This is a genomic window from Herminiimonas sp., assembly GCF_030655415.1.
Map to the genome: position 1 here is coordinate 127,155 of NZ_JAURVN010000015.1, position 18,805 is coordinate 145,959.

An 18,805-nucleotide genomic window follows, 5' to 3' on the forward strand; every position below is an offset into this window, starting at 1 on the left:
CAGGACTGGATACAACTCTCAACAACCAGACTAAAGGCCTGACAGGTTTGCGTTGAGTGCGATGTGTTTAAACGTCGCGGTACTTACTTGATACTGAAGATTTGATGCAAATGTTGCACGCATCAAGTTTGCTTCAGCCAATATTATAAGGGCATGATGAAAAGTCGCGGACAGAAAATCATCCGCGATCTTTTTCGACGAGCAATTTTTACAGTGCAAGTGGTCCCAAGGTGCCAATCGTAATCGTCAGCAAGCCGATGATCAGATTGACGGCGACCAGTTTGCGTATGGTGGCCATTGCGGCGCCGCCGGCTTTCCAGTCTTGTGCTGCGACTGCGCGTTTCAAGCGACGATAAGGCGCAAAGAAGATGTGAGAAAAAATCAGCAGCATCACAACCGCGAGCACAAACATCAGCATGACGTGCAGTGGCGGTTTGCCCATGCCGGCCATCATTGCCATTCCGCTACCGAAAATCAGCGCAATTGAAATCCATACCCACAAGAAAAATTTGGTGAATACACCTGCCAATAAAGTCAGGCGTTGCGGCGGTTCTAATGTCACTGCGACAACAGGGCGCAACGCGTTATGGGCGAAGAACATGCCGCCTACCCAAATAGTGAATCCGAGGATGTGTAGAAATTTCGCAATGATCATGAGATTTTCTTTGGGAAATGAATAGTGAGAGCCATAGAGTAGCCGATGCACCGCACATCACAAAGTAGTTTGACGACCGACGTTGATGTGTCGAGTAAGCGATAATCTGTCTTCGCGAATTTTTCGGCGAGAATTATTTAGTGCACATAAGAAGTAATAGCGAAAAGTAACAACGAGAAGTAACAGCGATCCGTGAATGATCGTTATTTGGAGAATTAAATGCTGGGCTGGTTTGAAAAATTGTTGCATCCGTATCAGGAAGAAGTGCCGGCGACACCGCCGCGCGGCTTTCTTGCATTTATCTGGTCGTGTACCAAAGGCGCGCGTCGTTACATCCTGGCGATGACGGTGGTCACGGCTGCGACTGGTGCGTTCGAGGCATTATTGTTCGCGATGATGGGTCGCATTGTCGATTGGCTGGCGCATGTCGAGCCGGCAATGTTGTGGCAACAGGAAGGCGACAATCTTTTGTGGCTGGCGGCCATCGTCATGCTGAGCGTGATCCTTGTGGCGTTGCAGACTTTCTTCAAGCATCAGACGCTGTCCGGTAACTTCCCTATGCAGTTGCGCTGGAATTTTCACCGCATGATGCTGAATCAAAGCATGGGTTTTTATCAGGATGAATTTGCCGGTCGTGTCGCGACCAAGGTCATGCAGACAGCGCTGGCGGTGCGCGATGTGTGCATGATCACGTGCGACATTCTGGTGTTCGTCCTGATTTACTTCGTCACGTTGGTGACCGTGGTCGGCAGCTTTGATCGCTGGCTGCTGGTACCGTTTTTGACGTGGGCATTTTTCTATTTGTGCGCCTTGCGTTACTTCGTCCCGCGTTTGAGCAAGGTTTCGCGCAAGCAGGCTGATGCGCGTTCGCTGATGACCGGCCGTATCACCGATGCGTACACTAACATCAGTACCGTCAAATTGTTTTCGCATGCTGGTCGTGAAGCCGGTTATGCCCGCAGCGCGATGAAAGAGTTCATGGTTTCGGTACATGGACAAATGCGTTTGGTCAGCGGTTTTGAAGTCGTCAATCACAGCCTCAGCATGTTGTTGATCCTCGGCACTGCTGGTGTCGCGTTGTGGTTATGGGCGATGGGTCAGATCGGGGTAGGTGCCGTTGCCGCCGCGACCGCAATGGCTTTGCGCCTGAACGGTATGTCACATTGGGTCATGTGGGAAATGTCATCGCTGTTCGAGCAAGTCGGTACCGTGCAGGACGGTATCAACACGCTGTCACGCGTACATACAGTGACCGACGCTGCTGATGCAAAACCTTTGCAAGTAGCCAAGGGCGAGTTGACCTTCGATAACATCGGCTTCGCTTATGGCGGTACGCGTGCAGTGATCGATCAGATGGATCTGACGATACGTCCAGGCGAGAAGGTCGGACTGGTCGGCCGATCCGGTGCGGGTAAATCGACGATCGTTAATTTGCTGCTGCGCTTCTATGATCTGGAGTCAGGTCGGATTTTGATTGACGGCCAGAATATTGCACACGTCACGCAAAACAGTCTGCGCGCGCAGGTCGGCATGGTCACGCAAGATACTTCGCTCTTGCATCGTTCGGTACGTGACAACATTTTGTATGGCAGACCCGATGCTAGCGATGCCGACATGACCGATGCGGCCAAGCGCGCTGAAGCCCACGATTTTATTTTGAACTTGAGTGATGCCAAAGGCCGTACCGGTTACGACGCGCATGTCGGTGAGCGCGGCGTCAAATTATCCGGCGGTCAGCGTCAGCGGATTGCGATCGCGCGCGTGATGTTGAAAGATGCGCCAATACTGTTGCTGGATGAGGCAACCAGTGCGCTCGATTCAGAAGTCGAGGCCGCAATTCAAACCAGCTTGTATGAACTGATGGAAGGCAAAACCGTAGTAGCGATTGCGCATCGACTATCGACGATTGCCGCGATGGATAGATTGATCGTGCTGGATAAAGGCCGCATCGTCGAACAAGGTACACATCACGAACTGCTGCAACAGAATGGTTTGTATGCGCGCTTGTGGGCGCATCAAAGTGGTGGCTTCCTCGGTGAAGAAGCAGATGACGATCAATTAATCGCCAATGGTTGATGGTGAATTTGAAGCGCGTTTAAAACATCAAATGGTGTGAACTGCCAGTCTGATGAAAATAAAAAAGGGAGCATGTAATCACATGCTCCCTTTTTTTGTAAGATTTTATTTTATAAAAACTTACATAGCTTGTTTCGGTTTGCCGACCAAGGCTAAAGCAATCAGACTCAAGGCCGCTGCGCCCGACAGATAAAAGCCGACGTAGTGCAAACCATAATTGGTCGCCAGCCACGTCGCGGCATACGGCGCCAGCGATGCGCCAAAAATCCCGCCCAGATTGAAGGTCAAAGAAACGCCTGTGTAGCGAATTTCTGGAGGGAAGAGCTCAGACAGCATCGTGCCGAGCGGACCGTAAGTCATGCCCATGAATGCCAATCCCAGCGATAGAAATATCGTCACGCTAACCAGGTCGTTAGCTACAAACATAGGCGTCATCACCAAGCCAAAAATAATCATGCCGATGGACACCAGAATCATCGTGATACGTCTACCGTATTTGTCGGCTAGCAAAGCGGAGACCGGAATCGTGATCGCAAAGAACACGACCGCAAACAATTGGACGATCAGAAATTCTTGACGTGAATATCCGAGCGCTGTGGTACCCCAACTCAAGGCGAACACCGTCATCAGGTAAAACAAAACGAAGGTTGCGAGCGCGATGATGGTGCCCAACACCAGCATGCGACCATGATCGCGGAATACCGTCGCGAGTGGCAGTTTGACGCGCTCGCCTTGGTCCAACACTTTTTGGAAAGCGGGTGTTTCCGTAATTTTCAAACGCACATACAAACCGACCAGCACCAACACTGCACTGGCGAGGAAAGGAATGCGCCAGCCGTAGCTGAAGAATTGTTCATTGGTCAGCGTTTCGCTCAGCAACAAGAAAATTCCGCCCGACATGAAGAAGCCCAGCGGCGCACCCAATTGTGGAAAGCAACCATACCAGGCGATTTTTCCCGGTGGTGCATTTTCAGTAGCGAGTAAAACTGCGCCGCCCCATTCGCCGCCAAGTCCCAGACCTTGACCGAAGCGACACAAGGCCAGCAGCAACGGCGCCAATGTACCTATCGTTTCGTAGGTCGGCAGCAAACCAATCGCAACAGTTGATATCCCCATGGTCAGCAGTGCAGCAACCAGCGTCGCCTTGCGTCCGATGCGATCACCGTAATGGCCGAAAACGGCAGAGCCGATCGGGCGCGCAAAAAATGCGATGGCAAAAGTTGCCAGCGATTGCAGCACCGCAGCAGTCGGACTGGATGAAGGGAAAAACAGATGAGGAAAAACCAGCACCGCCGCAGTTGCGTAAATATAAAAATCAAAGAACTCGATCGTGGTGCCGATCAGGCTGGCGAACAGAACTGTGGACGGAGAATTTATTTTTTTGGAGTCAGAATTGCTCATCGTGCGTTACCCAGGATTTTATTATTTTTTAAATTATGCAGAGGCTGCACAATCCAGCTAAAAAGGTGATTCTTAGTTGCGTTGCATTGTAATAGTTGCTCGCCGCTTCGTCATTTTGCTGATGTCTGCGTCGAGCTGCTTAAAATATATGCACTGATTTATCATTGCGGTTCAGCGCTGCCATCAGTCGCCTTGCCGGTTGGCTGAGCGATGTTCTTCTCACGCTGCTCACGTGCAATCCAGTCTTCAATCGCACGGCGCGCACGTCTTTCTTCGGCTTTCTCGCGTGACGCTTCCACGCTTAGCACACGGTACAGTCCGATCATCACGGCAAGCATTAAGAGCGCAAACGGTAGTGCGGCCACAGTGATCAGCGTCTGCAGTGCCTGTAGACCGCCAGCCATCAGCATCGCCACGGCGATCAGTGCGATGGCGATACCCCATGCAAACTTGCGTGGCAGTGTCGGATCGCCAGAGGATTCACTGGACATCGATCCCAGCACGAGCACAGCCGAGTCAGCGGAAGTGACGAAGAAAATCACTAACAACAGAATTGTCAGACCAGACAGCAGCGAGGATAGCGGCAGGGCGTCATACATGCGGAATAGCACCGTCTCGTGCCCGGCTGCAAGCGCACCTGCCATGTCTACTCCACCGAAAATCTGACTCCATAGTGCGGTACCACCAAAGGTGGCAAACCACACAAAGCCCAGCAGGCTGGGCGCGACGACCACACCGAACACAAACTCGCGCACGGTGCGCCCGTACGATACGCGCGCAATGAAAGCGCCCACGAATGGTGACCAGGAAATCCACCAAGCCCAGTAAAAAATTGTCCAGTCGGCCACCCAGGTGTTGGCAGAGAACGGCGACATACGCAGGCTCATATCCACCAGATGGTCGAGGTAGCTGCCTAGCGTCGTAGTAAAGTTTTCAAAGATGAAGCTGGTTGGCCCCAGCAATGCGACTGCCAGCAGCAGTACCCCGGCCAATGCAAGATTGAAGCTTGATAGCCATTTGATGCCGCGATCAACTCCGCTAATGCTGGATGCCATGTATAGCACGAAGCAAATGGCAATCACCGATAACTGCATGACTATGCCATTTGGCAGGCCGAAAACGCGATGAATACCTGCGCTGATCTGCATGGTGCCAAAGCCCAGCGTAGTCGCCACGCCTATCGCAGTGGCGACGACAGCAACAATGTTGACCAGCTTGCCTATCCATCCGAGATGCCGGTCGCCGATTAGTGGTTGCAGCAAGTCGCTGATCAGACCGCGGCCGTTGCGGTTGTATTGAAACCAGGCGATGGCCAATCCCATCAACGCGTAGATTGCCCACGGATGCAGACCCCAGTGGAAGAAGGTGTAGCGCATCGCAGCTCGAGCGGCTTGTGATGTATGTGGTGTCAATCCTTCCGGCGGTGTGACCAGATGCGAGATAGGCTCAGCCGCGCCCCAGAAAACCAGACCTATGCCCATGCCCGCGGCAAACAACATGGACAGCCAGGTCGAGTTCGAAAATTCTGGTTCGGCATCGCGTCCGCCTATCCGCAATTTTGCAGTGGGGCCGAATGCAAGGTAGGCAAGAAACACCAAAGTCAGGAACACGATGAGCAGATAGAGCCAGCCGGCATGCTGGATGACCGCTGCCAGCGCTGCATTGCTGACAGCCTCAAATGGTTGCGGTGCGAACCCCGCAACCACTGCCAGTAAGATCACCAGAATTAATGAAATACCGAAAACCATTCGTTTCCTCTTGGTGATGCTGCATCTGCGGCTGAAACCATCTTGCGCTGCTTCGTTTATTGGCTACTGATTCCGCCGCCGGTGGTTACACCATGCGCCTGCTGATCTGCGTGATAAGAGCTGCGTACCATCGCGCCGACCGCTGCATGTGCGAAGCCCATTTTGTAGGCTTCTTCTTCATACATTTTAAAAGTGTCGGGATGCACATAGCGACGTACCGGCAAATGGTCGCCGCTAGGCATCAGGTACTGGCCTATGGTCAGCATGTCGACATCGTGAGCGCGCATGTCGCGCATGACTTGCAATACTTCTTCGTCGGTTTCGCCGAGGCCGACCATGATGCCGGATTTGGTTGGCGTATTTGGATGCAGTGCCTTGAAGCGTTTCAGCAAATTCAATGAGTAGGCGTAATCGGAACCAGGGCGCGCTTCTTTGTAGAGGCGCGGTGCGGTTTCCAGATTGTGGTTCATGACGTCTGGTGGTGCGAGATTCAGAATCTCTAATGCTTTATCCATGCGGCCGCGGAAGTCGGGTACCAACACTTCAATGCGGGTATTCGGCGAAAGTTCGCGTACGCGACGTATGCATTCGGCGAAATGGCCAGCACCGCCGTCGCGCAAATCGTCGCGATCAACTGAGGTGATGACGACATAGCTGAGGCGTAAAGCAGCGATGGTTTTTGCGAGATTCTCGGGTTCGTTCACATCGAGTGGATCTGGGCGGCCGTGGCCGACGTCGCAGAATGGGCAGCGACGCGTACATTTGTCGCCCATGATCATGAAGGTTGCGGTGCCTTTGCCGAAGCATTCGCCGATGTTCGGGCAACTGGCTTCTTCGCATACCGTCACCAGATTATTGGCGCGCAGAATATCTTTGATTTCGTAGAAACGGGTAGATGGCGAGGCGGCTTTGACGCGTATCCAGTCCGGCTTCGGCAGCCGTTCCATCGGGATCACCTTGATCGGGATGCGTATGGTTTTGGCTGAGCCTTTTTGCTTTTCGCTTGGGTTGTAAGCGCGGGCAGGGACTGCAGTTTGAGCAGCAGCTTCAGCTGTTGCGGAGGATTCTGGATTCGTTTCGATCGTCATTGGGCTGGTCGCTCTTCGTCAAATGTTGCCATTACAGTGCTGGGTGCGGCGCTGGATAACAACGCGTAGCTTGGACGTTCGTCTTTGCCACGATAAAAATGGATGCTGCGGGTAATAAATACGGTAATACAAAAACGGCGATGCAAAAACGGGAATGCGGATGGTGAATGCTGCGTGCTTATCGCTTTTATCTGGACAGGCTTTGCGTCAACTTTTCCGCGAGCGCATTTTGCACGGCACTTAATGTCGTTTGCACGCCCAGACTTTGCATATCGATCGTGGCCAAACCTTCATAACCGCAGGGGTTGATCCACGAAAACGGCGTCAAATCCATCGCAACATTCAGCGATACGCCGTGATAGGTGCAGCCATTGCCACGTATCTTCAAACCGAGTGCGGCGATTTTCGCGCCTTGCATCGGGCCGTCCGACAGGTAAATACCGGGCGCACCGAGCTTGCGTTCACAGGCGAGATTATACGCCGCCAGCGTATCGATCACCGCCTGCTCAATTTTGTTGACGAGTTCGCGGGCAAAGACGCGGGAATTGGCTTGATTGCGCCGCAAATCCAGCAGTAAATAAATGACAACCTGACCTGGGCCGTGATACGTGACTTCGCCGCCTCTATCGGTTTGCACGACTGGAATGTCGTGCGCGTCGAGGACATGCGTAGGATCAGCCGCCAGCCCGAGCGTAAAGACTGGCGGGTGCTCGACTATCCACAATTCGTCGGCAGTCTGCGGCGTGCGCGCATCGGTAAATGCGCGCATCGCTGCGAATGTGATGTCGTAGGCTTCGCGTCCACGTTGCAGAACCAGCGGACGGTTGAGTGCTGTCATTCGTGCGTGGCTTACAGCACAACCTTTACCATCGGATGCGAGGACAAAGCACGATATAGATTATCGAGTTGTTCACGACTGGTCGCGCGTATCGTTACTGTCAGCGCGAGATAATTGCCGCCGGAAGACGGGCGAGTTTCCAGTTTTCCCTCATGGAATTCAGGATCGTGCAGCGTCACCAGTTCGACGATGGTTGCGGCGAATTCATCATGCATCGCACCCATGATTTTGATGGGGAAGTCGCTAGGATATTCGATCAGGCTTTCTGACGGATCTATCGGTTTGGTCAAATCAAGCGGTTTAGTCGGTTCGGTCATGATGATGCTCTCTGTAGTTGCCAAGTCGCGCAACGATGTAAATGAATGATGTCGTGAAGCGCTTGATTTTTACGCAATTTTTACCGCTTGGTAAGCGGCATATAACTTCTTGTATATGGGGCCGGGTTTGCCATTTGCTATGGCTTTGCCATCGATGGTGACGACCGGCAGTATTTCTTTTGATGCTGATGACAATAATACTTCGTCTGCCTCAAACACTTCTGCGCGCGAGATGCGTTGCGTCTTGAATGGGATGTGGTCGGCAGCGCACAATTCTTCCATCAAGCCGTAGCGTATGCCTTCCAGAATCAGGTTGTCACGCGGAGGGCCGATCAGGCTGCCATCCTTGACTATCCACACATTCGATGCCGAACCTTCTGTCAAAAAACCATCACGAAACTGTATCGTTTCATTCGCATCATTGGCGGCTGCATTTTGCGCTGCGAGTACATTGCCGAGTAGCGAGATGGATTTGATTTCGCAACGCAGCCAGCGCTTGTCTTCCATTGTGACGCAGGCCACACCATTTTCGCGTGCTGTATCCGGCAATGGAATCAGCGGATTGCTCATGATAAAAACTGTCGGCGTTGGTTCACTGTTCGGGAAAGCATGCACGCGTTTTGCAACGCCGCGCGTGACTTGAATATACGCGAGTTGATCTGCAGCCGGATGCAGGCGCACGACTTCTTCAATCAGATCCAGCCATTGTCGTTCGGTATGCGGATTATCTATGCTCACCGCAGCCAGACCACGGAACAGGCGCACTAAATGTTGCTCTGGCCTGAATAATTTGTGGCCATAAACCGGGATCACTTCGTAAATACCGTCACCGAAAATAAAGCCTCTGTCCAGCACCGGCACTTTCGCTTCGGAAAGCGGAGTCATCGTGCCGTTCAGGTATACGAAGGGATCATCCATGGCTGCGGTCAAATCGGGATTGAAGGGTGATTTTGGCACAAAGCCACTCAGCGCGCGTTGAAAAGCTTGCAACATAAAGCGAATACCCGCTCAGACTATGCGCAGGGAAAAGACGAGAACAAAAGAAAAGCGGCACATTCAAAAGTTTGAATGCGCCGCTTTTCTTTTACTTGTTCTTACTTGTCAGTCAGGTACCTATGCCCGACAGCATTAATGTATCCACAAACGGATCGAATCAAGTGCGCGGCCGAACATGCCGGCTTGCGCTACTTGTTCCAAGGCTACTACCGGCAATTCGGTAATGACTTTATTTTCGGACGACATCACCTTGATAGTGCCAACCTGGCTGTTTTTGTCGATAGGCGCGACCAGTGGATCTTTGCGCGACAGCAGTGGTTTGATTTTGTCGCCTTGGCCTTTTGGCACGGTCACATAAACATCATGCGTAAAGCCGATCTTGACGCTGTTTTGCGAACCTTTCCAGACACTAGGCGTGGCGATTGCCACATCTTTTGAATACAGTTTGACCGTGTCGAAATTCTGGAAGCCCCAGTTCAACAGCTTCTGGCTTTCTTGCGCGCGGGATTGATCTGAAGTGGTACCCAGCACAACAGAAATCAAGCGACGTTCATGATTGCCATTCGGACGTTTAGCTGTCGAAATCAGGCAGTAACCAGCTTGTTGCGTATGGCCAGTTTTCATACCGTCCACGCTTGGGTCCAGCCACAGCAAACGATTGCGGTTGGATTGCTTGATCTTGTTGTACGTGAAATCCTTGGTCGCATAGATCTTGTAAAACTCTGGGTGGTCGTTGACCAAATGCTCGGCCAAAATCGAAAGATCGCGTGCGGTCGAATAATTATTCGGGCTAGGCAAGCCATGCGAATTGGCGAAACGGGTGGACTTCATGCCCATGCGTTCTGCTTCACGGTTCATCAACACTGCAAAGGCATCTTCAGTGCCTGCAACTGTTTCTGCCAATGCCACTGCAGCATCGTTACCCGATTGCACGATCAAGCCGTACAGCAAATCGTTAACCGAAACCGGCACGCGCGGCTCGATAAACATTTTCGAGCTTTCTGCATCGACTTTCCACGCATTGGTCGAGACGGTCACCATTTGATTCAAGCTGATGCGTTTTTCCTGAATTGCAGAAAAGGCAATGTACGCCGTCATTAATTTGACCAGCGACGCCGGCTCTATGCGCATATCCGGCTCGCTTGATGCCAGGATTTGATTGCTGGTCGAATCGAGTAACAGCCACGATTTGGCAGCGATGGTCGGTGCCGGGATAGCTTGTGCAAAAGATGTCTGCGCAACGGCGTTGCTGGTGACGACGGCGGAAAGGGAAAAGATGGAGGCTGCGATGACCGCAAATAATTTTTTCATAAGACTTTGCATTGCGCACAAGCGATGATCATGTCGATCATGCATCTGCTGATTGAAGAAAGGGTAATTATAGACGTGCGGCACTTGGACGGACAGAGATGGAAACAAGTTCCATCAAGCACGCCACAATGCAATGACGTGATTTTTGATGTGATGCAGCTTGCGGCCAAAGAAATGATCGGCACCCGGCACGACGATTACAGGCAGATCTTGCGGACGCGCCCATTCAAAAACATTCGTTAATGGAATCGTTTCATCGAACTCGCCGTGTATCAAAATGGTATCGGCTGGCACATCAGGCAAAGGCCATTTGCCCGGCGCGGAGCCGACCAATACCAGACGCTCGGCCGGCGTGCCTTGTTCTTCCAAACGCTTTTGCAATTGAGTTTGCACGAAGGTACCGAAAGAAAAGCCGGCCAATGCAAACGGTACATCCGGATATTGTTCACGCATATGCGTCAGCAATTGCGCCATGTCGTCGGTCTCGCCCACGCCTTCATCGTATGCACCTTCAGAAGCACCGACGCCGCGAAAATTCATGCGTACCGCTGCATAGCCAAGTGCCACGAATGCGCGTGTCAAGGTATGTACAACCTTGTTATCCATCGTGCCGCCGAACAGCGGATGCGGATGGCCGATCAGCGCGAGGCCGCGCGGTGTCGTTTCAGGAATATCCAATGCGCATTCAAGCGCGCCGGCTGCACCTTGCAAGGAAAAACGTTGGGTTTGGGCGTTCATGTTTTATCTTGAATGAAGGATGGCTGTATGGCGATTTGAATATCGAATGAAGAACTTCAGATTTTCAGGCGACTTACAATTTTTCCGCCAACCAGATGTTCGTCGATGATTTCATCGATGTCGTCGTTGTCGATATAGGTGTACCAGGTGCCTTGCGGATAAATTACAAGTACAGGGCCTTCTTCGCAGCGACCGAGGCAGCCGGATTGATTGACTCGCACCTCGCCGCTGCGGCTCAAGCCCAGCTCTTTGACGCGTGCTTTCAGATGCTGTTGCGCGGCGTGCGCACCTTTTTCAGCACAACATTCGCGGCCATCGTCGCGTTGATTCATGCAGATAAAAAGATGCTGGCCAAAATGTTGTTTGTTTTCGGTCATCAGGGTATTCCTCAAAGACCGGAATGATACACCCGCATCATTTTCGTTTCACGCGATGGCTCGCATGCAGCAGGAACCACAATGCGGCAACCGTCCATAGCAGCGAGAGGAATTGCGCCGCACCGTTGAAGTTGAGGAATTTGCCCTGCACCCAGGTTTCCAGTGTGGCGACAAAATAAGGATTAGTTGGCGCAACATTGATCACGATCAGCGCCGCAATCAAGAGTCCGACGGCGCAGCGTCTTTGCGTGGATGACGGCAGAAAAGCGAAGCCAGTCAACAATCCCAAGCCCAGCAAGACGCCGCCTTGCGCGCCCGGAGTGATCCAGGTAAATGCGTTTTCTGGTGTAAAGAATAATGCGGTCGATAATGTTTTGACGGCCAGCGCGGCAACCAACAATGCCAGTAACAGCACGACGCGTGGCGCCTTGTCGCGCAACATGCATAGCAAGGCGAGCAAAGCGCCGCTCATGCTCAAAGCCGTAATGATCGCTTCTGCCATCCAGTATTGTTCGACTGAAAGTTGCACGCCATTGCGTAACAAACTACCCAGATCGATGGGCATTTCCAGCAGCATCGATAACCAGTCGGACAAGATAGGCAGCATTTGTCCATTGCCGAATAAATAGCTTTGCGGATAAATTTGCGCCAAAGGCCATAGCGCAAAAATGATCAAACCGCGACTCGCTTGTGCCGAAAACCAGCGCTGTCTGTAATAGCGCAAGCGACTGCGCTCCAGCACCAGATGGCTGCTGACACTGCCGATGACGCCGCCTATCAATGCGCCCAGGCTATTGGTAAAAAAATCCAGATTGGATGCGACGCGATTTGCCAATAAGGTTTGAGTTGCTTCCATAGAGCCGGACAACACGATGCCAAAAAGCATCGCCAGCACAATGGCAATCGCACCGCGAATTTTGGGATGGAGCGCGTATACAGTCAGGATGCCGAGGGGAATATAGCCGAGGATGTTGATCGCAACGTCGAAGCCTGTCCAGTAACGCGGGAAGCCTGCCAGCAAATAAGTTTGCAGCGGCAGGCCCATGCTTTGCCATCCTGAAAATGGATACAAACTGGCATAGACGATCAGCAGTAGATACGCCAGCAGCGCACCACGCGAAAAAGCCGACGCTTGTGGCGTCGGCGCGAGCGGTGGTAACGGACTTATTTTTTCGGCGGCAGTGTCGCTAACCATACGGCCATTTCATCGATGATTGCATCACTCGCAACTGCCAATGCAGCAGCGCCACCTTGGGCGTCTGCGCTGCTGGTAGGCATTTGTTTCACGAACATTTTCTGTGCGCGCAAAATGCGGCCGTCGAATAAGGATGCGCGTATGGCGATATTTGCACTGCTTTTACCTGCGCTATCGAAGCCTTGCGAAAAATCATCGGCTTCAATTCGCAAGACCGGCAGATTGACTGCGCCATCCGAAGCTGGAACCACCACGCCGCCAGCTTGCGACAGTCGCGACTTCAAACGCAACTGGAATAACTGTGCCGGTGCCATCGTCCATTTGCTCGCCGAATACGGCCGCGGTTGTAAATCGTTGGCGTAATTCAGTCTATAAAACATGGCCTGACTATCGAGCCAGACCGGTGCTTTGATATCGGCAATGCTGATGGCAGGCAAGGGTGCACCTGCGCTCACAGGCGCTTGCGCGCGCAAGGGGCCCAGATCAAAGAGCGCGGCAGATTGCTGGTCGGTTGCACACGCTGTGAGCAGCAAGCTGGAACTGAGTGCGAACAGGGTAAAAAATCGGCGAGTCATGTTTTTCATCGGAAGCCTTGAGCAATGATTTTATTTACTTGCAGGTGCGCTGAAGCCGGCTTCGCCTGGCCCTGGTTGCGCCGGCGTGGTGCCAAACAAGATACTTTGTGGTTGCTGATTGACCGTCTCCAAGGTGCGATTCAGTGCGCGCATGGTGGTGCGAGTTTCATCGATCAGCGGTACGACTTGATATTCCACGGTGGAAGCAGCCGAGCCGATATTATTGACTGCGCCGTTGAAACCGTTCAATGGGCCGTCAGGTGCATTCAACTTGGCGGTGAATTCATTCAGGCTGCCGGTTAAACGAGTCGCGTCATCCGAGAGTTTATTGAACGAAGCCAATGCCTTGTCTGCCTTGCGTGTCAATTCAGGCATATTTTTTAATGCTGGTTCGAGGTCATCCCGAATCATGCCGACCTTGTTGGCCGCGGCGCTGACATCCTTGAAAGCGGCCAGAATATCTTTCTGATTTTCTTCAGACAAGAGTGTATTGATTTGGCTCATTACGACTTCGGTTTGTTTGAGAATCTCCAGACCACGTTGCTGTAAGGTGTCGAGGAAACCCGGACGCAATTCTATGCGCGCTACTTTTTTTGCTGTCGATGGCAACAAAGTAGGCTTGGTGCCATCGTCATCCAGTTGTACGTAAGCGATGCCGGTCACGCCTTGATAGCTCAAAGTTGCAAAGGTCGAGTGCGTGATGGGCGTATCTTTCGACACGCTGAAGCGAATCAGGATCTGACCAGGTTTTTGCGGATCAAACAGGACGGCATCCACGCGACCGACGTCGAGGCCGCGATAGCGCACGCCAGCTTGTGGATTGAGGCCCGGCACTGACAGCGTGGTGGCGATTTCGTAGGGGACACGTTCCACGCGATCGCGGTTGAACCAGAGGGCAATCAGCACGGCAGCGATCAATAAAACGATCGTGAAAATGCCGGCCATTAATGCGTGCGCTTTATTTTCCATAATTATTTTTTAGAATGTTCACGATGCGTTGTCCTGATGATGGTGTTGCTGCGCTTGACGTTTTTCTTCGTTGTTTTCCGGTGAGTCTGGTAATGCTTCGATGGCGCGCAAACCACGCTCACCACGGAAAAACGTTTCAATAAACGGATGCTTGAACTCGACCACATTGGCCGGATCACAGTACGCAATGATGTGTTTGTCGGCCAACACTGCGACACGCGATGACAGCGAAAAAAGTGTATCCAGATCATGCGTGACCATCACCACTGTCAAGCGCATTTCATCACGCAAGGTACGGATCAGATCGACAAAACTCTCCGATGCATTCGGGTCCAGTCCTGCAGTCGGCTCATCGAGGAACAGCAACTCCGGCTCCAATGCCAGTGCACGTGCCAGTGCTACGCGCTTGATCATGCCGCCGGATAAATCGGATGGCATCTTCAGTGCATGCTCAGGACCGATGCCTGCCATTTGCAATTTCAGCAGTGCTGCTTCGCGTATCAATTGCTTGGGCAGTACGCGCAATTCGCGCATAGGCTGCGCCACGTTATCGAATACTGTCAGTGCCGAGAACAGCGCGCCGTGCTGGAACAACATGCCCCAGCGATTGCGTAATTTTTGCAACTCTTCCTGGCTGATCTGATTGATGTCTTCGCCGAAGATGCGCACCGTACCGCTCGCCGGATGATTCAAGCCCAGCATCTGGCGCAATAAAACTGTTTTGCCTGAACCAGAACCACCAACCAGCGAAACAATTTCGCCTTGATTGATGGTCAAATTTACATTTTCATGGACAACGGTATCGCCGAATTGCGTGCGCAGATTTTCGATCTGGATGATAGGGCGTGCGCTTTCGTCTGCAGCGGGGCAGTCGATTACATTTTCCGGTACTTTTTCGCTGGTGTGTTCCATTAAAACCCCACTCCGGTGAAGATGATGGCAAACACCGCATCCGCCAGAATCACGATGGTGATGGCGCTGACCACTGAAGTCGTGGTGCCTTCACCCAAGCTCTCTGTATTTGGTTCTATGCGTAATCCGAAGTGACATGCGACCAATGCAATCAAGCCGCCGAAGACAACGCCCTTGCCCAAACCTATCCAGTAATTCGCAATCGGCACGGCATCCGGCAATTCGCGAATAAAATATTTGTACGACAAACCGAGCTCCAGATTGGCCGCGACCATGCCGCCTATCAAGGCCATCGCATCTGTCCACACCACCAACAAAGGCATCGCTATCGCCAGCGCAATCACTTTCGGCATGATCAAGCGATAGCCGTGCGGCAAGCCCATCACCAGCATCGCGTCGAGTTCTTCATTGACGCGCATCACGCCTAGCTGCGCCGTGATCGATGAGCCGGACCGACCCGCCACCAGAATTGCTGCCAGCAAAGGGCCGAGCTCACGCACCACACTCATGCCCAGAATATTGACGAGGAAGACATCGCCGCCAAATTGATGCAATTGTTGTGCCGATAAATAAGACAGCACGACGCCGATTAAAAATCCCACCAGCGCGGTAATTCCCAGTGCCTGATAACCGGTATGAAAAATATTCGCGGAAATTTCTTTCCAGGGGCCGCGCACAGGTTCTTTGACGAAACGGCCCAGATCCATTACCAACTGGCCAATCAGGCTGACGAAGCCGATCAGATGATCCTGCAGCTTGTCCTTGAGTAAGCGCAAAGAGGTAGGCGCGTACCAGTATTTTTTAGGCGGCTTCTTTAAAGCCAGCGGGCCGGTTTCTTCCAGTCTATGGAAAAAATCTTCATGTTGCGGTGCCAGCGTCAATTGCGCTGGCCGCTTTTTGCCCCACGCGTCCCACAATAATTGGGCGCCTATATAATCCAGTGCTGTCACTTGCGACAGATCCCAGCGCACTTCATCCGTCACTTTGGCAGGTGCTTGCAGTGCTGCGGTGATGGTTTGCATCGTGTTGCCCTCCGCCAGTGCGCGTACCTGCCACGATCCGGTTAGCGTCGCAGTGGCATTGTCGTCTGAGGTGTAGCTGAGAGTAGGGGATGCATCGTTGGGCATGCGGGAAGTGTAAGGGAGAAACGCGCGGGCGTCACGTGCGGCACCGCACATCCGCGAGCTGCCGGTCGCTGGATTGGTTCCGTCGGCGTAGCCATCCCGCTACAATGCGCACATGACATTGACCGCCACAGTAAAAACCCTTGCTTCATTGTGTGAATCAAGCGCACAGAATATTGCCATCCATATCGTCGCCGAAACTGGGTCGACCAATGCCGATTTGCTGTCTGAAGTGGGGCGGCTCACTGGTCCGACCTTGTTGTGGGCCGAGTCGCAAACGGCGGGTAAAGGCCGCGCTGGCCGCAACTGGCATTCGTCGGCTGGCGCCACGCTGACATTTTCTCTGGCGTGGAAATTTGACTTGCCGGCTCAAGCGCTGGCGGGCTTATCGCTTGCGGTTGGTGTCGTCGTGGCAGAAGCGCTGACATCGTTCGGCGTCGCTGCCAGCTTGAAATGGCCTAATGATGTATTAAAAGACGGCGACAAGTTGGCCGGCATCTTGATTGAAACCGCAGTGGATAAAGACGATCGCTCAGCGATCTGGACCATCATAGGCATAGGCATCAATCTTGCGCAGGCTGAGCAATTAAGCGAGCAACTAGGTCGTGCTGTAGCCGATGCGCCCGAGTTGCTGGCGCAACGTGAACCAGTCATGGCTGCCTTGCTGAATCGTTTTAGCGTCGCCTTGCCGGCATTCGAGCAACATGGATTTTCTGCTTTTGCAGCCGCGTGGAATGCGCTGGACGCCTATGGCGGACTTGATGTGAATATTCTGGATCAAGGAAAAATTCTGCATAGCGGTACAGCGGCCGGCGTTGATGATGCGGGTCGCTTATTGCTGGATACAGCAGATGGCCGTATTGCGATTGTCGCTGGCGATGTGTCCTTGCGAACTGCATAAGAATACACAGAGAAATACACGGAGAAACAAGACGATGTTGTTATTGGTCGACGCAGGCAATACGCGTATCAAATGGGCGGTGGTCGATAGATCGATCGCGCAGACGCCGGGCATCTGGCATGCATCAGGCAACGTGGCGCGCGCCGATGCAGCGCAACTGGTGCAGGCGTGGAGTGCTTTTAAAATCGGTCGTATTCTTTTGTCAAACGTGGCCGGCGCCGGGATGCGCGACGAACTTGAAAAAGCGGTATCGCATTCGGCCGGCATGAAGCCAGTCGCGATGGAATGGTTTGAGTCTGCTGCTTTGTTAGGCGGTGTGCGCAATCAATATTTGAATCCGAACCAGCTCGGCAGCGATCGTTTTGCCGCAGTCATCGGTGCGCATGCCTTGTTCCCGAATAAAAATTTGCTGGTCGCGACTTGCGGTACGGCGACCACCATCGATGCCGTGAATGCAGACGGCACTTTTGTCGGCGGCATGATTTTGCCCGGATTGGGTTTGATGGCATCGTCACTCGCAAAAAATACTGCGCAGCTGCCGGAAGTTGCCTTGCACGCGGATGCCTCGCAACCATTTGCCGATCATACGGATGCGGCGATCGTCAGCGGTTGTTTGGCGGCGCAGGCCGGCGCGATAGAACGTGCATTTGCGGCGCACTCAAACGCGCATCCTGACGACGAGGTTTGCTGTATTCTGGCTGGCGGCGCGGCGGATTTGATTGCGCCGCAGCTGTCGATTGCTTATCAGCGCGTCGATAATCTGGTGTTGATCGGTTTGCATACTGTGGCTACTCAAACTTTACCTACATGCTAAAAATTCTGTTCGGCTTACTGTTATTGCTCAACGGCGGCTTGTTCGCTTATCAACAAGGTTATCTCGACACCTTGTCGCCATCGAACCGTGAACCGTCGCGTTTGGCGCAGCAATTGAATGCTGACAAACTCAAATTGATTTCAACGACGACTGCCGCAACTACCAACGATAAAGCTGGTGCTAAATCCGAAACCAAATCGGAAGTGAAAGAGGCTGCTGTTGTAGCGCCTGCTGAGCCGGAAAAAAATCTGGCCCGCGCAGACAAGATGTCGAATGGGCTGGCATGCGCCGAGGTCGGCAATTTCGATACAGCAGAAGCTAAGAAATTCGAAGCGCAACTGGCCGCACTGTCACTTGGTGACAGACTGACGCGCCGTGCCATTCCTGAGAATGTACGACACATGGTCTACATCCCGTCTTTGGGAAGCAAAGACGCTGCCGATAAAAAGGCCGGCGAACTGAAGCGACTAGGCGTGGAAGACTTCTTCGTCATTCAAGACAATTCGCCTTTGCAATGGGGAATTTCGCTGGGGATCTTCAAATCCGAGGAAGCCGCACGTAATCAACTCGCCGCCTTGAATCAAAAAGGCGTGCGTAGTGCGCGCGTGGGTGCGCACACGCCAAGCGCGACCAAAGTTGCGTTTCAACTGCGTGGGCTGGATGTAGCTGCGAAGAACAGCGTGACTAAAATCAAGGAAGCTTTCCCCAAGCAAGAGCTGCGTGAATGCAGCGCTGCTGCTGGCTAAACTCTCGCGAGGCCTTACAGAAAT

Annotated in this window: 19 protein-coding genes; 4 read left to right on the plus strand and 15 right to left on the minus strand. The window is 52.8% G+C overall.

Features of this window, described 5'->3' with window-relative positions:
- Nucleotides 1-208 precede the first annotated feature (208 nt).
- Nucleotides 209-655 (minus strand): CopD family protein, encoded by a 447-nt coding sequence (locus Q7T66_RS14800; RefSeq protein ID WP_304933884.1) that lies wholly within the window; start codon nucleotides 653-655, stop codon nucleotides 209-211.
- 219 nt (nucleotides 656-874) lie between these two features.
- Between Q7T66_RS14800 and Q7T66_RS14795 the strand changes: the two genes are divergently transcribed.
- Nucleotides 875-2,731, plus strand: a complete 1,857-nt coding sequence (locus Q7T66_RS14795) for an ABC transporter ATP-binding protein (RefSeq protein WP_304933885.1) — start codon at nucleotides 875-877, stop codon at nucleotides 2,729-2,731.
- A gap of 120 nt (nucleotides 2,732-2,851) precedes the next feature.
- On the opposite strand, the gene Q7T66_RS14790 is transcribed toward Q7T66_RS14795, so the two are convergent.
- The 14 genes from Q7T66_RS14790 to Q7T66_RS14725 form a co-directional block, all read right to left on the minus strand.
- Nucleotides 2,852-4,132 (minus strand): MFS transporter, encoded by a 1,281-nt coding sequence (locus Q7T66_RS14790; RefSeq protein WP_304933886.1) that lies wholly within the window; start codon nucleotides 4,130-4,132, stop codon nucleotides 2,852-2,854.
- Nucleotides 4,133-4,293: 161 nt separating this feature from the next.
- Nucleotides 4,294-5,880 (minus strand): BCCT family transporter, encoded by a 1,587-nt coding sequence (locus Q7T66_RS14785; RefSeq protein ID WP_304933887.1) that lies wholly within the window; start codon nucleotides 5,878-5,880, stop codon nucleotides 4,294-4,296.
- A 56-nt stretch (nucleotides 5,881-5,936) separates the two neighbouring features.
- Entirely contained in the window at nucleotides 5,937-6,968 is a 1,032-nt protein-coding gene (gene lipA / locus Q7T66_RS14780) for a lipoyl synthase (protein WP_304933888.1), read from the minus strand.
- A 187-nt stretch (nucleotides 6,969-7,155) separates the two neighbouring features.
- The gene (lipB, locus tag Q7T66_RS14775; RefSeq protein WP_304933889.1) at nucleotides 7,156-7,806 is read right to left on the minus strand and encodes a lipoyl(octanoyl) transferase LipB; all 651 of its coding nucleotides are present in this window, start codon (nucleotides 7,804-7,806) and stop codon (nucleotides 7,156-7,158) included.
- A gap of 11 nt (nucleotides 7,807-7,817) precedes the next feature.
- Nucleotides 7,818-8,123: a DUF493 family protein gene (locus tag Q7T66_RS14770; RefSeq protein WP_304933890.1), complete on the minus strand. Its 306-nt coding sequence runs from the start codon at nucleotides 8,121-8,123 to the stop codon at nucleotides 7,818-7,820.
- 69 nt (nucleotides 8,124-8,192) lie between these two features.
- Complete coding sequence (locus Q7T66_RS14765) at nucleotides 8,193-9,041, minus strand: D-amino acid aminotransferase (RefSeq protein ID WP_304933993.1); 849 nt, start codon at nucleotides 9,039-9,041, stop codon at nucleotides 8,193-8,195.
- A gap of 210 nt (nucleotides 9,042-9,251) precedes the next feature.
- Nucleotides 9,252-10,430 (minus strand): D-alanyl-D-alanine carboxypeptidase family protein, encoded by a 1,179-nt coding sequence (locus Q7T66_RS14760; RefSeq protein WP_304933891.1) that lies wholly within the window; start codon nucleotides 10,428-10,430, stop codon nucleotides 9,252-9,254.
- A gap of 114 nt (nucleotides 10,431-10,544) precedes the next feature.
- Nucleotides 10,545-11,168 (minus strand): alpha/beta hydrolase, encoded by a 624-nt coding sequence (locus Q7T66_RS14755; RefSeq protein WP_304933892.1) that lies wholly within the window; start codon nucleotides 11,166-11,168, stop codon nucleotides 10,545-10,547.
- Nucleotides 11,169-11,224: 56 nt separating this feature from the next.
- Complete coding sequence (locus Q7T66_RS14750; protein WP_304933893.1) at nucleotides 11,225-11,545, minus strand: ferredoxin; 321 nt, start codon at nucleotides 11,543-11,545, stop codon at nucleotides 11,225-11,227.
- A gap of 37 nt (nucleotides 11,546-11,582) precedes the next feature.
- Nucleotides 11,583-12,740, minus strand: a complete 1,158-nt coding sequence (locus tag Q7T66_RS14745) for a VanZ family protein (RefSeq protein WP_304933894.1) — start codon at nucleotides 12,738-12,740, stop codon at nucleotides 11,583-11,585.
- On the minus strand, nucleotides 12,710-13,324 hold the full coding sequence (locus Q7T66_RS14740; protein ID WP_304933895.1) for an ABC-type transport auxiliary lipoprotein family protein: 615 nt from the start codon (nucleotides 13,322-13,324) through the stop codon (nucleotides 12,710-12,712). Before Q7T66_RS14740 ends, Q7T66_RS14745 begins: the two co-directional genes overlap by 31 nt.
- Before the next feature lie 21 nt (nucleotides 13,325-13,345).
- The gene (locus tag Q7T66_RS14735; protein WP_304933896.1) at nucleotides 13,346-14,284 is read right to left on the minus strand and encodes an MlaD family protein; all 939 of its coding nucleotides are present in this window, start codon (nucleotides 14,282-14,284) and stop codon (nucleotides 13,346-13,348) included.
- Nucleotides 14,285-14,302: 18 nt separating this feature from the next.
- The gene (locus Q7T66_RS14730) at nucleotides 14,303-15,196 is read right to left on the minus strand and encodes an ABC transporter ATP-binding protein (RefSeq protein ID WP_304933897.1); all 894 of its coding nucleotides are present in this window, start codon (nucleotides 15,194-15,196) and stop codon (nucleotides 14,303-14,305) included.
- Complete coding sequence (locus tag Q7T66_RS14725) at nucleotides 15,196-16,323, minus strand: ABC transporter permease (RefSeq protein ID WP_304933898.1); 1,128 nt, start codon at nucleotides 16,321-16,323, stop codon at nucleotides 15,196-15,198. Before Q7T66_RS14725 ends, Q7T66_RS14730 begins: the two co-directional genes overlap by 1 nt.
- A 112-nt stretch (nucleotides 16,324-16,435) precedes the next feature.
- On the opposite strand from Q7T66_RS14725, the gene Q7T66_RS14720 reads away from it, so the two are divergent.
- The 3 genes from Q7T66_RS14720 to Q7T66_RS14710 are packed head-to-tail and all read left to right on the plus strand — an operon-like array spanning nucleotide 16,436 to nucleotide 18,781.
- On the plus strand, nucleotides 16,436-17,221 hold the full coding sequence (locus tag Q7T66_RS14720; protein ID WP_304933899.1) for a biotin--[acetyl-CoA-carboxylase] ligase: 786 nt from the start codon (nucleotides 16,436-16,438) through the stop codon (nucleotides 17,219-17,221).
- 34 nt (nucleotides 17,222-17,255) lie between these two features.
- On the plus strand, nucleotides 17,256-18,035 hold the full coding sequence (locus tag Q7T66_RS14715; RefSeq protein WP_304933900.1) for a type III pantothenate kinase: 780 nt from the start codon (nucleotides 17,256-17,258) through the stop codon (nucleotides 18,033-18,035).
- Nucleotides 18,029-18,781, plus strand: a complete 753-nt coding sequence (locus Q7T66_RS14710) for an SPOR domain-containing protein (RefSeq protein WP_304933901.1) — start codon at nucleotides 18,029-18,031, stop codon at nucleotides 18,779-18,781. The genes Q7T66_RS14715 and Q7T66_RS14710 overlap by 7 nt, the downstream gene beginning before the upstream one ends.
- Nucleotides 18,782-18,805 lie beyond the last annotated feature (24 nt).